Origin of the sequence: Paenibacillus faecalis (genome assembly GCF_900289175.1) — a bacterium.
GTDB classification, from domain to species: Bacteria; Bacillota; Bacilli; order Paenibacillales; family Paenibacillaceae; genus Paenibacillus_AQ; species Paenibacillus_AQ faecalis.
The window spans coordinates 3,429,105-3,443,778 of record NZ_LT985747.1 but is presented as its reverse complement, the minus strand read 5'-3'; the positions used below and the strand labels follow the sequence as shown (position 1 = coordinate 3,443,778).

Annotated in this window: 11 protein-coding genes; 10 read left to right on the top strand and 1 reads right to left on the bottom strand. The window is 43.9% G+C overall.

Annotated features, from left to right (window positions below; all coding sequences use genetic code 11):
• The first annotated feature begins 12 nt into the window (after positions 1-12).
• The 5 genes from C8268_RS16300 to C8268_RS16280 all read left to right on the top strand — a co-directional run bounded on the left by C8268_RS16300 (position 13) and on the right by C8268_RS16280 (position 5,424).
• The gene (locus tag C8268_RS16300) at positions 13-342 is read left to right on the top strand and encodes a thioredoxin family protein (protein ID WP_106768648.1); all 330 of its coding nucleotides are present in this window, start codon (positions 13-15) and stop codon (positions 340-342) included.
• Between the two features lie 247 nt (positions 343-589).
• Complete coding sequence (locus C8268_RS16295) at positions 590-1,366, top strand: ABC transporter permease (RefSeq protein ID WP_106768647.1); 777 nt, start codon at positions 590-592, stop codon at positions 1,364-1,366.
• Positions 1,367-1,377: 11 nt separating this feature from the next.
• The gene (locus C8268_RS16290; RefSeq protein WP_420094283.1) at positions 1,378-2,163 is read left to right on the top strand and encodes an ABC transporter permease; all 786 of its coding nucleotides are present in this window, start codon (positions 1,378-1,380) and stop codon (positions 2,161-2,163) included.
• Positions 2,164-2,177: 14 nt separating this feature from the next.
• Positions 2,178-3,203, top strand: a complete 1,026-nt coding sequence (locus tag C8268_RS16285; protein WP_106768645.1) for an ABC transporter ATP-binding protein — start codon at positions 2,178-2,180, stop codon at positions 3,201-3,203.
• A 250-nt stretch (positions 3,204-3,453) separates the two neighbouring features.
• Complete coding sequence (locus C8268_RS16280) at positions 3,454-5,424, top strand: tetratricopeptide repeat protein (protein ID WP_106768644.1); 1,971 nt, start codon at positions 3,454-3,456, stop codon at positions 5,422-5,424.
• Positions 5,425-5,490: 66 nt separating this feature from the next.
• On the opposite strand, the gene C8268_RS16275 is transcribed toward C8268_RS16280, so the two are convergent.
• Positions 5,491-6,738, bottom strand: a complete 1,248-nt coding sequence (locus C8268_RS16275) for a sensor histidine kinase (protein ID WP_106768643.1) — start codon at positions 6,736-6,738, stop codon at positions 5,491-5,493.
• A gap of 262 nt (positions 6,739-7,000) precedes the next feature.
• Here C8268_RS16275 and C8268_RS16270 point away from each other — a divergent pair, with 262 nt between their 5' ends.
• The 5 genes from C8268_RS16270 to C8268_RS16250 all read left to right on the top strand — a co-directional run bounded on the left by C8268_RS16270 (position 7,001) and on the right by C8268_RS16250 (position 14,673).
• Positions 7,001-8,437, top strand: a complete 1,437-nt coding sequence (locus C8268_RS16270; protein ID WP_106768642.1) for a cache domain-containing protein — start codon at positions 7,001-7,003, stop codon at positions 8,435-8,437.
• Positions 8,438-8,653: 216 nt separating this feature from the next.
• The gene (locus C8268_RS16265; RefSeq protein ID WP_106768641.1) at positions 8,654-11,206 is read left to right on the top strand and encodes a PAS domain-containing sensor histidine kinase; all 2,553 of its coding nucleotides are present in this window, start codon (positions 8,654-8,656) and stop codon (positions 11,204-11,206) included.
• On the top strand, positions 11,181-11,834 hold the full coding sequence (locus tag C8268_RS16260) for a response regulator (RefSeq protein ID WP_106768640.1): 654 nt from the start codon (positions 11,181-11,183) through the stop codon (positions 11,832-11,834). Before C8268_RS16265 ends, C8268_RS16260 begins: the two co-directional genes overlap by 26 nt.
• 405 nt (positions 11,835-12,239) lie before the next feature.
• Complete coding sequence (locus tag C8268_RS16255) at positions 12,240-14,228, top strand: methyl-accepting chemotaxis protein (protein ID WP_106768639.1); 1,989 nt, start codon at positions 12,240-12,242, stop codon at positions 14,226-14,228.
• A gap of 16 nt (positions 14,229-14,244) precedes the next feature.
• Positions 14,245-14,673, top strand: coding sequence for a chemotaxis protein CheW (locus C8268_RS16250; RefSeq protein ID WP_106768638.1), 429 nt, complete (start codon positions 14,245-14,247; stop codon positions 14,671-14,673).
• The last annotated feature ends 1 nt before the right edge of the window (position 14,674 follow it).

The following is a 14,674-nucleotide window of genomic DNA, read 5'->3' as shown; positions in this document are numbered from 1 at the left end:
AGGTCGCTTATTTTGAGGCAATTGACATCATTGAGTGAGATCAACCAGGAGATAGAAAGCAAGCCGCTTGTGCTGTTTATTGTGAAAACAGGGCAATGCGGTGTATGTGAATCGGTGCAAGCCAAGGTTTCCAACATGTTGGAATCCCGGCCTGATGTTACGGGGATATATGCTTATATGGAGGATGCGCCTGACATGGCTTCAGCGTATTTGGCGTTTTCCGCACCGACGGTTTTACTGTTTTTCGAGGGGAAGGAAGTATATCGTATCGCTCGCTTCGTTCGCCTGGACGAGCTTGATCATGTACTTTCACAGTACGAGGAATTGCTTAAAGAGCAATAGAAGTCATAACATAGAACGCCGGATGAGCAGGTTTGATTCCTGCTTCCGGCGTTTTTTTGTTCACATTTAAGAAAGTATAAGTTCGGCATGATCCTTTAATCTTAGGCCGTTTACGCTAGTTTTTATACATCTGCAAAAAAACATCTTGCCTATTGTGGAATGATTTGGTATGCTATTGTCCTTCTTTCATTCTCGCCTTGTCTGAAGTTGGCGGTTCCGCCATCAAACAACTTATCGGAGGTGTTATATGCTTTATTTCACACTGGCTTCAAAAGCCTATGCCCGAAACTTGCAGTATCGGGGTGCGCACATGGTTCATAACATAGCCAGCGCATTGTTTGGTTTCATGTACGCCTGCATATGGATCGGTCTCGGAGCTGACAATGAACTTGGAGAGTACGGAACGCAAGGGATGGTTAGCTACATCGCTTTTACGCAATCTGCACTATGGGTCTCCAGCTTCATCACGAAGGGGCTTGGCATTCCTGAATCTGTCAGGACAGGTCACATCTCGCTGGATCTCATGCGTCCTGTACATCTGTTCAGTCATTTGATGGCCAGGGAGTGGGGTCAGATTGCTTATCAGTTCATGTACAAGTCCGTTCCAATCTACCTGGTGTACTACTTCGCTTTTTCACTTTCTCTTCCGGAACAACCGATTTCTCTTCTTTACGCTGCTATTGCTTTGGCTGGAGCCTCTTATCTGTCGATCTGCATGAATTATCTGATCGGTGCGTCTGCATTGTGGACGACGGAATCGGCGTGGCTGTATTGGGGCAATCATGCGATGATCACCCTGCTCGCCGGATTTTTTATACCGATTGAATGGCTGCCGGACTGGCTGGAACGCATCGCTTGGCTGTCGCCGTATCCTTATCTGCTGTATGTTCCAACACGATTTTATCTCGGTTTAGGAAACGTCTCCGCTCTATGGGGAACGTTGTTTTGGTGTCTGCTGCTGACGCTAGCATGTTTGCTGGCAACCGGGTTTTTACGCCGGAAGGTGGAGGTGCAAGGGGGTTGAACATAAAATCGATGATGTCCTTATACGGTCTATTGATCCGCATGAGCATAAAAAGCCGTATGCAGTATAAGTTCAATTTTATTTTTGCTTCGTTTTTAGCTGCGCTCATTCAAATATCCGAATTTTTGATGGTAGCGATTGTACTGCATAAGTTTGGGGCTATTCAAGGCTGGTCCATGTATGAAATCGCTTATTTGTTTGCGGTGATGACCCTGTCCAAAACGGTGTATCGGACCTTTGCAGACGAAGTCCATCATCTTGAAAAATATCTCGTAACCGGAGAGCTTGATCAGCTGCTGACCCGTCCGATGCCGGTGCTATTGGCATTGATGCCGCAAAATTTCCGCATTTTGCTCGGTGAAGTGCTTCAAGGTGGGTTTCTGCTCGTATGGTCCCTTGGGGGCATGATCGCCAGCGGGCAGGCAGGCTGGATCGCGGTTCCGCAAACCCTTTTTATTATTAGCACCGGTGCTGTCATACTGTTCTCCATCGGACTTGCGACTGCCACATGCGGCTTTTGGACGACCCGCATCACTGAACTGCAGACGATCACAGAGGATGCCGCGGGTACGGCGATCCGTTATCCACTTAGTCTGTACCCGAAGTGGATGTCAACCATTTTGCTCGTCATCATCCCGGTTGGGTTCGTGAATTATGTTCCGTCCCTTTACATACTGCGAGGGGATCTCGGTCCGTGGGTGTTTATCGTAACGGCTGCCGCTGCGGGTATCTGTTTGGTTTTAAGTTTAAGGTTTTGGAAATTCGGCATGACCAAATATCAAAGTGCAGGAAGCTAAAGGGGGAGCAAACGGTGATTGAGGTTCGAAACATACGCAAGGAATTTAAAACGCCTGTCGTCAAGGAGGGACGTTTCTCCGGTGTGAGGACCCTCTTTTCAAGGGAATACAAGACAAAAGAAGCGGTACGCGGCATCAGCTTTCAGGTGGAGAAAGGGGAGTTTCTCGGATACATCGGACCGAACGGGGCCGGGAAATCGACAACGATCAAAATGCTCTCAGGCATCCTGCATCCAACCACGGGTGAAGTGCTCATCGGCGGTTTGAATCCCCACAAGGAACGCAGGCAGGTTGTGAAAAATCTCGGAGTTGTGTTCGGGCAGCGAAGCCAGCTGTGGTGGGACCTGCCGGTGAAAGATTCCTATGATATATTGGCCAAAATGTACGAAGTGGACGAAGCGGACAAGAAGCGAAGAATCCATCAGTTTTCAGAGCTTCTGGAGCTGCAGAAGTTCTGGGAAACGCCTGTGCGAAAGCTGTCCCTTGGGCAGCGCATGCGTGCCGATCTTGCTGCAGCGATGCTGCATGATCCGGAGCTTCTGTTTCTGGATGAGCCGACGATTGGTCTCGATGTGAACGCCAAACGAAGTATCCGTGAATTTTTGACACTGCTGAACAAAGATTTTGGTAAGACGGTCCTGCTCACAACCCATGATATGGACGATATCGAGCAGCTGTGCAGCCGCGTCATGGTTATCAATAACGGAGAACTGACGTATGATGGGACGATTCCATCGCTTCGAGATACAATCGGTCTGCCAACGCTGTTTACCGTCACCTTTCGAGGACGGTTTCAAGTGCCGGATCGATACGGACCGGAAAGCCGGGTCGAATGTAAATCAGGTTCTGGCGGGGCAGTGACTGCCGAGCAGACCGCAATCCGTATCGTTCACGTTGCAGGAAATACGGTTACTGTGGAAGCCAACCGCCGGGAAATCAATACGCTGGAAGTGATGAAGGAACTCGGCAGTTGGGGAGAGCTGGACGATATTGAGATGAAAGATCCGGATTTTGAGGACATTATTCATAAGGTGTACTGATTTTAAATTCATAATTAAAATCGAGCTTAATTTTGTCAATATTACCCATGCGATGAATGGTGGCAAATTTGAAACAGCTGGAATTATCCGGATTAATCTCTGGACAATTCTTCTTCTTATCGTCAAAATAATAGGTACAACTAAAGGGGAACCGGTAGGGTCCCCTTTTTCATGAAAATATGAATAAGAAGGCGAATAAAGTAGTATGGTTAACGCCGCTCTATACATATAAATTTAAAGGGTGAGTACGATGAGTTTAATGGACAGGATCTGGCTTGGAATTGGAAACTATTATCGCAGACGTCAGAATACGGAGAAGGCTCTTAAATATATCAGGAAGGGCCAAGGGGCCATACAATCTTTGGATGATCAGGTTGCTTATGCCGAGCTACTGCATATTACCGGGCATTCGAATGAAGCCATAGAATATTTAGGACAGGTCATTGAATGGAAGGGGGCCGCAAGAGCCTACGAACGGCGTGCGCATATTTTGCGTGAGATGAACCGGGAAGAAGAAGCGATAACCGATCTGGATGAGGCAATTCGCTTGAATAGCGACAATTATTTAACCTGGTATACAAGAGGTATAGCTTATAAAGATTTGGGGAAATACGACGAGGCGATCCGGGATTTTAAGGAAGCGATTAAACGAGAGGATCAAAGCACCGTTGTATCTACTTATTATGAGTTAGGGATGACCTATTTTGAGAGTGGTAACCCTGCAGAGGCTGTGTCCTGTTTTAAGGAAAGCATCAGTCAACCGGATCGGGCGATTCCGATGTATTACTTCATGCTGGCCAGATGTCTCGATTTGATCGATTCGGTGGAAGAAGCATTAACCGTATTGAAACAAGGGATGCAGTTGGCAGACCGCTATGAAGCCGCAGCCGATCAAGGGTACTCGTTATTTGATGAAAGCACGAATTACAGCCATGGCGCTTTTAAGACATTTCAGCGTCAAGTAAGGGAAAATTATTCCTTCCGCTGGCTCCTTGCAGACTTATATATGCAGCTTGGTCAATACGAAAAGGCAGTCGAGGCGGCGTCGGAAGGACTGCAAAAATATACGGGTGCTGTTGAGCTTTATTTGAAGCGGGCGCAAATTTATAAAGCGTGGGGAAAGAACCACTTGGCTCAAGAAGATTTGGAGCTTGCCATGCATCAGGACCAAAGCGATTTTCGGCCCTATTTCGAGCTCGCCAGATTATATAGGGAGGAAGAGGCAGAGGAAAAAGCGGCAGAGATCATTACAAAGCTATACCGCTTGCATCCGGAATCTCCACTTGCATGCTACTGGATGGCCGATAGTTACTATCGTTTGGATCAAAATGACAAGGCTCTCCAGTTAAATGATAAATTGCTGGAGATGGAAAATGATGACCCGGCAAACTATACCCAGCGTGCTGATATTTGCATTGAGATGGGTGACTTGCCTGCTGCCGAACAGGCATTGATAAAAGCGCTAAAGCTCAGCGACCATCCTGAAATACATAACAAACAAAGTTATGTTATGTATTTGCAGGGCAAGAATGAGGAAGCTTTGATTGAGCTTCAAAAGGCGGTTTCGTTAGATCCGGATTTTGCGGAACATCCAACCTACTTAACAGCTACAGGTCATATCTATAAGGAGATGGGTTTGTGGGATTTAGCCATTGACGCATATACAAAAGTTATCCATATTCATCCCGGCAATCCGAGATTGTATGAATTTCGTGCAGTCTGCTTTTTGGAGACAGATCAGCTTGATAGAGGGCTCTCTGATTGCACCCAAGGGCTAGAACTGGACCCGGCTTACGCGGGACTTTACAGTCTTCGCAGCGGCATTTATTTGTCCATGATGGATTATACAAGAGCTAGAATGGATATTATGAGTTTTTTGGAGCTTCAGCCCGGCCATCCAGGAGCATACTATCGTTTGGGTCAAATTTATTACAGGGATAATGATCCAGAAGCTGCTTTGGAAGCATTTGATCAGGTGTTGAACGTTATTCCAGAACATGCGGACAGTTATTTGTACAAGGCTCATCTATATTTTCAGCAGTTGGAGCCAGAGGACACGGTTCAGAACATAGTGAACTGGGGACTGCATTTAAACGATGCAACTTCTCCGGTCGAGAAGATCCAAGCGATTGAAGCTTTGGAAGGATTTGATGAGGATATTCTGGAGCGGGCCATTGAGAAACTGACGGAAATGTATGGCCATCAGTTATATTTATCGTGATGCTTGCCCATGAGAGCAGAAAGAGAACTTCTCTACTGCTTTCATGGGTTTTTTTGAATGTCATACTTACGCAAGGGGCAGCGATATCGTAAACACCGTTCCTGAATAAGGTTCGCTTTTTACCGAAATCGTACCGTTCATAGAACGTATGGCTTGATAGGAAAATGTTAATCCCAGGCCGGTTCCTGTACTTTTGGTTGAGTAGTAAATCGAACCAAGCCGGCTCAACTGTTCTTCATCCATTCCCACACCGTTATCCTGGATTTCAAGCTGAACCCGCTGGAGATGCTGTAAAAATTGAATGCTGACCCGGGCTTTGGGCATTTCGGCGCTGGCTTCAACTGCATTTTTTATAAAGTTCACAAGCAGCTGTTTCATCTCTGTTGGGTTAGCAATGATATATACCGGGGTACTTGGATATGATGCTTCAAGTGAAACGTTATTCATGTTCGCGTATGGTGTCATCAGCTCAACTACCGTTTTGATCTGTGTAACAAGATCGATATGCTGCTGAAAAGTACCCAGAGGTTTGCTGATCGATAAGTATTCTGACAAAATTTGCTCTGTACGATGAATCTCTTCAATGCTGATATCGATGAAACGTTCTGTTTTTTCCCAGTTTAGCGTATTGGCGCGAATTAATTTCAGGAAACCAAGGACGGTGGTCAAAGGGTTGCGTACTTCATGAGCAAGCGATGCGGCCACTTGATTAATAGCCTCAACTTTTTCATTTTGTATAAATGTAAGATAAAGCTCTTTATCCGTAACGGATTTATTGAACAAAGTGATAAGCAGCCAGATCCCAAGGCTGTTGTGAATCGGCATAACAAGAAGATTGAATGTAAGATGGGTCAGTATATAATCCGGTTTGGTGATGTAAAGAACGATGATCGGTATGAGGGAAAAGCTGATTCCGGCGATCAAAGTTATCCAATACTTTTTTCTGGCATGATGATACAGAGAACTTAGAAGAAGGGATAAAGGAAAGGTGATGGCCAAAATAATCATGGCGTCTATCGTGCCTGAACCTCCAAGGTAAAGCCGATATATAATAAATTCTACCAGTAATAGAAACCCGGTCTTCAACCCGCCAAATAAAATACCAAAAAATATAATGACATATCTAACGTCAAAAATAATTCCACTTTGTAAACTGGGCGCGAAAGTCATGGATAAAAGCAAGGCAACTGTGCAAGTGATCATAATAAATTTTCGGGAGTAGTTGACCTCAAGATTACGGTAGTAAACGTTATACAATACAAAAGGTGTAAGTGCAAATAAAAGCTGGAGGAGCACATCTTTGATACCGGCCAAATGGATCACCCCCTGAAACTGAAAATATTAGCATGATCGTAATTTTATTGATCTAAATCTTTCGACACAGGTGAAGAAAATCCTTGGGTTTTTTCGTGGAAAAAAGAAAAAAATTTAATTTTTTTGGCTTGACTGCTGTCTTTTCTCCGTTTTCATAACGACATATTTCAAGAAACTTGTTACAATTGGATAATAATCCTGTTCTTTACCTAGACAACCGGGGCAAGGCAGGGTTCATTATGCGGATGAAGGAAGGCTCGTCGTGGAAAAGCGCAAAGGATTTAGGCTACATACTATTCTCGGCATACTAGTTATTAGCTCCGTTGTGTTAACCGCTTTTGTTGGAGGGTATTTAGCGGTAAGCGCTAATATAAAGTCTTTAACCAGCAATTATTTGGAGAGCAATTATCAATACGCCCGTAAGCTGGCTTCGAATACAACTCAAATTTTGGACTTGATGCAGAGCAATATGGATCATGTTGCTCAATTGGCAGGAGATCCTGACTTTAGTCAAAGTGACTTGGATGTTTGGTTCGAGGTAAGTGAGCAGTATTTTAACTCTATCTTCATTGCTGATGCCAATCGCCAGATCAAAGCTGTTACCCCGGATCAGGAATTTAGTTTGATCGGGAGCCAGCTTACTTCGAAAGCTTCTTTTCGAGCTGTTGATATGAAGACTCCACTTATTTCAGAACCTTACATAGCAACGACCGGACGTTTAATTTTAATGATCTCCTCCCCGATTTATGATGCTGAGGGATATTACAAGGGCTTTGCCGGAGGAACCATTTATCTGGAAGAAAACAACGTGCTAAGTAGTTTGCTTAGAGAACATTTCTACGGAAACGGTTCTTACGTGTACGTGGTGGATGATAAGGCTCATCTCATTTTTCATCCAAGCTACCGAAGGATTAATCAGCCCATTACAGGGAATGAAGTTGTTAGACAAGTCAATAGCGGGCAAAGCGGCTCGGCCAAAGTAACAAATACCGAGGGAAAGATGTTTTTTGCAGGCTATGCTTATGAGCCGAAGAGCGGTTGGGGAATTGTGTCACAAACTCCAGTTTCGGTTCTTTACGAACCGATAAAGAAGCTTATATGGCGCATAATTCTCATATTTTTGCCAATTTGCATCTTAATATTGCTTGCAGCCTGGGCTATTGTTCGTTATATTTCAACCCCTCTTTACAAGTTAGCCAAGCATTCAGAAGATGTGGTTACGGGATCCAGTGTGCTGCCATCGCTGCCACAATTATCTTCTCGCATTTACGAACTGAGACAGCTGGATCACAGTATACGTAATTATTTAAGTCCTTTTGATCATAAAACGGACATATATAGTCTGTCAGGACCGGTAAAGTGCAATAAACTAGGTATCATGATCAAGGAATGCCTTGATTCAGGTCAGCCGATGGCTCTGATTCTGGTTGATATGGATTCAGGTAATATGCATAATAATGCAATTGGAGACGAGTTGATGAAATATATCGTTCGGGGAACGGATTTGTTTGCAGAGTGTAAGGATATCTATTTTCGCTACAGCGAAGAAAGATTTTGTATTGTTATGGAGAATGCCGATCCTCAAAAGGCTGCAGATTTTGCTGATGCTCTTCGTCAAAAAATAGATGAACAGCTCAATCTAAGCGGCATGATAAAACGAATCACGATAATTACATCCACTGAGAAGTTTGCAAAATGATCATATACAAGAAACCTTCCTCTTGATATCCGGTAGTAAAGCCGACGTTGTCAATGGTGAGGTTTCTTTCTGTTCTTGGCAAAAATATATAAAGTTTGGGTGGAATATTCGCAAATGCGCAATATATGCCGATAAAAAACAATGATGCCTCTTAAAAGAAATCAGGGGGAAATATTCCTTAACGACTAAAGAAAGTTAAAAAGGAGACTCGGCAGCTTGGGCCTGAAATACATCATACTTTCATTACTTCAACAGTTTTTCAATGTCATTATTGTATGTATGCTTTGTCACTGCTGCAGCAGCAACATTCCGGGATATTGCCGGCACTGGGGAACAAGTCGCAAATATAGCTTATTCATAAACAGGCGTTATTTCAGGTGCAGAAGAAAAAGAAAACGCTCACCCGAGCGCTGTCAAAAGAAGCATAGAGCAACGTCCTATTATGAAAAAAAGTATAAAGAGTGTCTCAAACGCTATGGGCGATGGATTGAACATTACCCGCAGCCGATGATTGTACAGAATAACGAAAAAGTAATTTTTATTAACTCTGCAGGAGTGAAATATTTCGGATTAGGCTCTCCGACTGAGCTTGTCGGAAAGCCTATTTATGACATTTTAAAGTCTGATGAAATTCATAGAGTTCGGAAGCAAATAGATTATAGAATGACTCATAAGTACAAGGAAACGATTGACTATAAAGTCATGACACGCAAAGGGCCATTCATAAAGGCAGAAGTAACAGAAATCTATGATGAGCATACTGGTTCAACCATTTATTTTTTCTATGATGTTACCGAACGTAAAAAAATTGAGGAAGCGTTAAGAGAGAGCCGGGAGCGTTACCGAAAACTGGTAGAGCTTTCACCGATCGCGATTGCGGTGGCGAAAGATGGACAGCTGATATATTCGAATCCTCGGGGAATACAGATTCTTGGTGCATCCGGGCTTTCGGATATAGTCGGAACCAGTCCTTGGAGCTGGGTGGTGAATAAAGACGACGAATGGGCAGAGACTGTTCAGAAAGAGCTTTGGAAAAATGGAAATGTATCTCTCGAGGAAGTGAAGGTTCGGCGTATTAATGGTGATGTTATAGATATTTTGGCGAGTGCTATATTGGATTATCAATCGGGTACAATCGAGATCGTCATAGAAGATATAACAGAGAGCAAGCAGGTTGCACAGGCTTTGATGGACAGTGAGCAATTCAATCGGCAGCTGATTGAAATTTCGCCCGTAGCGATGCTTCTGCATAAAAACTATATATGCACTTATGTTAACCCGAAAGCCCTGTCCTTGCTGGGGGCATCAGATTCAAAGGATGTTATCGGCCGCTCGGTTCTCGACTTGGTTCATATGGATTCGAAAGCGTTGGTGATAGATTATTTAGACGAAATTTATAAGGGAAGGGGGGCGATCCAGTTAGGAGAACACCGCATTTTGCGGTTAGATGGAGAAGTGATTGACGCGGAGGCCGTTTCGGCTTCCGTTCCGTTTAAAGGAGGCGATACGTTTTTAACCATCATTAGAGATATTACAGAGCAAAAAAGAGTTGAGAAAGAACGGAAAAATGCTGAAGACAGAATACGTAAAAGCGAAGAACGCTATTTTCAGCTTCAAATGAGTCTGGACAAGTTCTCTTCGGACTTGTTCGGCATGGTGAAAGTGATGGATTTGAATAAACGATTTGTAGAGGAAGTTTGCCGGGTTCTTTTGACTGACCGGGTTAGCTTTATTGAAATGGACGATGACTCTAATGTTACGATAACCCACGGGTATGACCGCATTTCACACCACATGATGGAGACGCTTCAGAAGTGCTCGGTGAAGAACTTGCCGCCGTGTGAGATGGTCAGCACATGTGATGGTTATTTCGTAAAGATTGGTGAAGTCCAGGGCAAGAGCTGTATTTTATGCATAGGTGAAGACTCTCCGTTTCCGCTTGTCCAGGCAAAGAAAGTATGGCTGGAAACCATTTCACGTTATGTTAGCGTGCTGTATGATAACTTCCGAGTTATCGAAGATTTGACCAAGGAGCTTGAGAAGCTCTCTTGGCAGCAATCTCCTCCCGTGTGGTTGCTGCGCTTTATGTTCCAGCTGTCTGAGAATGAAAGAAAACATCTGGCGCAGGATCTGCACGATTCAGCCTTGCAGGAACAGATCATTTGGTATCGCAGGCTGGATCAGTTGCTGTCGGAAAAAGGGATTCCAGAACATTTACATCAGGAGCTGGAGTGTATTAAGCAGGGATTGCTGGATGTCATTTATCAAATACGCATTACATGCAATGAACTGCGACCGCCACTTCTTCAAGAGGTGGGGCTTGAAGGATCGCTGCATGCGCTGTTTGAATTTACACAGCTTCGTTCTGACTTTGCGATACAGTTCGATTGCAGCAATGTAAGTCATATTGTTGATGATGATCTGATGATCGGGCTATACCGAATCGTTCAAGAAATGCTGGCTAATGCATCGAAACATTCAAAGGCAACACAAGTGATTATAAAGCTATATAGTGATAATGATCTAATTCATCTCTACTATGAAGATAATGGGATTGGCATGAATGTGAAAGATACAATATCCAATCTGGGGAGTATGGGGGTATATGGTGTAAAGGAACGCGTTCGGAGTATGGACGGGGAGATAGAGTTCATTTCATTTCCGGATCAAGGATTGTCAATCGTTATAACTGTTCCCAATGGCTCTAGTACTGTAGAGGAAAAGAGAATGGAGGAGAGGAAAGATGTATCAGATTTTATTGGTCGATGACCATCCTCCCGTTATGGCAGGAACTAAAATGATGCTTGAGCAGGAAGGTGATCTGGCCGTTACATTGGCATATACAGCGGCTGAGGCATTAGAAATGGCTAAAGAGAATCACTTTGATATCATGCTTATTGATTTGCATATGCCAGATGTCAGCGGAATCGATCTTGCCAAAGACATACTAATATCAGTACCGGAAGCGATTATTTTAGCTTATACCGGATATGATTTTATGCATCATTTTAATCTGATGCTTGAAACGGGAATTGCAGGATTAATACATAAAACGGCGAATAAAGAACAGCTGGTGACAGCGGTTCGCTGTGCCCTTCGGGGTGAGGTTGTGCTGCCGCTCACTCTGGTCAGGCAGATGAGAAGAATTACAGATCACGGTTTTAAGGATGAAAGACAGATGGAAACAAGCTCCATCACGAGCAAGGAATATAAAATCTTAAAACAGATTGCCGGAGGCAAGAGCAACAAGGAAATAGCGGAGCAGGTCATTATGAGCCAAAGATCTTTGGAATATTGCCTGACTCATTTGTTTCAAAAGCTGAATGTCAAGTCACGTATTGAAGCGGTCATGAAGGCCAGAAAACTTGGGCTTTTGTCAGATTCCGATTTTGGTTAAGATTGTTGAAAGTAAAATAAAGATGAAGGACCCTTTTCCTTAATGGATTCGGGTCCTTTTTTGCGTGTTCGTTTGCGTGGTTCGACAAAAAACTTGCAAAAGCCCGCAAAAAAAATGCGTGACAGCGCAATTATTTTTCGGTTACCTTCTTTAGTCCTGGGTGTATTATTGCTTTTATACAGATAAATAGGTCTATTTTCATAAAAAAGGATGGATGTAGTTCAAATGGATGAGAGAGGTTTACAGTTATTGATTAGTTCTATCGAATCGATAGAGCGGATATTCATGCAACTTTAGATGCTTCATCGCCTATTTCGGGATGAACAAGAATGGGAAACCTGTGATATAGGGGTGCCGATTTAAAGTTTTATCAAAAAATATGATGACAAAAGTAAGGGGATATCGATGAAACGTTTTAAAGCTATCTTTGCTATGAAGCTTCGTACTCGAATGTTGGTTTTTATTTTAGGTTCTGTCGTTATTTTATTAGGTACAATGCTGACGGCAATAACCTTGATTACAAATAATCTGTCTATGAAATCAGCGATAACTTTGACAGAGGAATCGGGGGAGAAGGTTGCTGAAACTGTTCGAAATAATCTTGACAGAGCGATGGGTGTGTCCCGTTCATTAGCTCATAGTTTCGAGGCATTAAAGAGTTCTGGAAACACAGACCGCGAAGCGATTAATATGGTGATTCAAAATGTGATGGAAAATAATGAAGCGTTCAAGGCGGTTTGGACGATCTGGGAGCCGAATGCATTCGACGGAAAAGATGGGAAATACAAAAATACACTGGGGACCGACCATACCGGAAGACTAATACCTTACTGGAAAAGAACAGAGTCGGGATTGGAGCTTAGTGCACTTGAAGCCTATGATATGGAAGGTGTAGGTGATTATTACCTTAAAGTAAAAAATAGCGGGAATGAAGCGATCATAGAGCCGTACAAGGAAATGTTCGGAGACGAAGAAGTAGTAATGACCTCGCTTGTTGCACCGATTAAAGAAAATAATGTGGTGATCGGTGCAGTAGGTGTAGATATCGATCTAGAGTTGCTGCAGCAAATGATGGACCAATTCAAGCTGTATGATACCGGATATGCGCATATATACTCGAACAACGGAACTGTCGTAACACTCCCGGATCAAAGCCAGATCGGTAAAAATGTGAAGGATGTTTTTCCTGGTGAACGGTTGCCTGAAATTCTTGCTGCAATCAGCGAAGGCAACACGCTAACTTACAAAGAGAATGGGAATTACTTAAAATATACACCTATTCAAGTCGGAAAAACGGCTACACCATGGTCTGTATCGATCGTCATTCCGGTGAAAGAAATTATGGCTGATTCGCAGGAACTGATGTATTCCATTATCGGGGCGGGAATTATTACTATTCTATTGCTTGGCGTTCTGATCGTTCTGCTGACCAATACCATTGTCAAACCAATAACGTCTGCGGTTGTTGTTGGAGAAAGTATGGCCCGTGGAGACTTTACGCAGGAACTGCCAGAGAAATATCAGCTTCGTCACGATGAAATTGGAGTATTCGCCCGAGTATTTCATGACATTAGCGAAAGCATGACCAACATGATCGGTCAGGTCAATATGAATGCTTCACAGGTTGCAGCTGCATCCGAGCAGATTTCTGCCAGTGCTGAAGAGCTGGCTGTTGGCAGCACTCAGCAGGCTGACTCCGTTCAGACGATCAATGAATTGTTTAAGGAGCTGTCATTTGCAATCAACTCGGTGGCCGGCAGTGCAACCGCAGCAGCTGAGCTGGTGAATAAGACAGCGGACATTGCTTCTCAGGGAGGAAACGTGGTCCAACAGTCGATAGAAGGCATGAACCGAGTGAACCGGCAGGTGCTTAAACTGGAGGAGGATTCGACTCGTATCGGAGAAATCATTGAAGTGATTGATGATATTGCTGAGCAGACCAATTTACTTGCGCTTAACGCTGCGATCGAAGCAGCCCGTGCCGGGGAACAGGGGCGTGGATTTGCTGTCGTTGCCGATGAAGTGCGAAAACTTGCTGAACGAAGCGGGGAAGCGACGAAGCAGATCGCCGGTATTATTAAGGGAATGCAGAATAACACGGTGGAAAGTGTCAAGGCTGTACAAGCTGGTGTGATTTCGACCGAAAAAACAGGCGAATCTTTTGAATATATAATTTCCATGGTGAATGATTCATCCAACACTGTAATGGAAATAGCGGCGGCAAGCGAGGAACAGGCGGCACAAGCAGCCGAAGTTGTTACAGCCATTGAAAGTATTTCTGCTTCAGCTGAAGAAACCGCCGCAAGCAGTGAAGAAGCAGCATCTACAGCGCAATCGCTGGCCAAGCTGGCAGAAGAGCTTAACCATATGGTATCTGTTTTTAAAATCAAGTAGTGCGAGGAGTTTTATCATGCAGGTAACCGGGAAAGAGCAGTATGTGGAGTTTGGTATTGAAAATGAACAGTATGCGATCCGGATACAAGAAATACATGAAATTATAAGAATGCAGGAGATCACTCCTATTCCGAATATGAGGGAATTTGTTAAAGGCGTCATTAATCTGAGGGGGACGATTGTTCCGGTGATCAGTCTTCGCTGTCTATTTGACATGGCAGAGGCAGAGGCGACAAAATCAAGCCGGATCGTTGTTGTTCATCATCAAGAAGAAGCAGTTGGAATCATTGTGGACTATGTCAATAAAGTAACTACATTTTCCGATATCCAGGTTCCCCCGGACCGCTTTGACGGCGTGAATGGCGGCTATTTTACAGGCATTGGCGTATCCGATAAAGGACTTGTCGGCATTTTGCAATTAAGTGAAGTTTTGCTGCATGAATAAG

Excerpts from the sequence above, each read along its gene's own strand:
- C8268_RS16250 (WP_106768638.1), top strand. The coding sequence starts at position 14,245 with ATGCAGGTAACCGGGAAAGAGCAGTATGTGGAGTTTGGTATTGAAAAT.
- C8268_RS16255 (WP_106768639.1), top strand. The coding sequence starts at position 12,240 with ATGAAACGTTTTAAAGCTATCTTTGCTATGAAGCTTCGTACTCGAATG.
- C8268_RS16280 (WP_106768644.1), top strand. The coding sequence starts at position 3,454 with ATGAGTTTAATGGACAGGATCTGGCTTGGAATTGGAAACTATTATCGC.
- C8268_RS16295 (WP_106768647.1), top strand. The coding sequence starts at position 590 with ATGCTTTATTTCACACTGGCTTCAAAAGCCTATGCCCGAAACTTGCAG.
- C8268_RS16260 (WP_106768640.1), top strand. The coding sequence starts at position 11,181 with ATGTATCAGATTTTATTGGTCGATGACCATCCTCCCGTTATGGCAGGA.
- C8268_RS16290 (WP_420094283.1), top strand. The coding sequence starts at position 1,378 with ATGATGTCCTTATACGGTCTATTGATCCGCATGAGCATAAAAAGCCGT.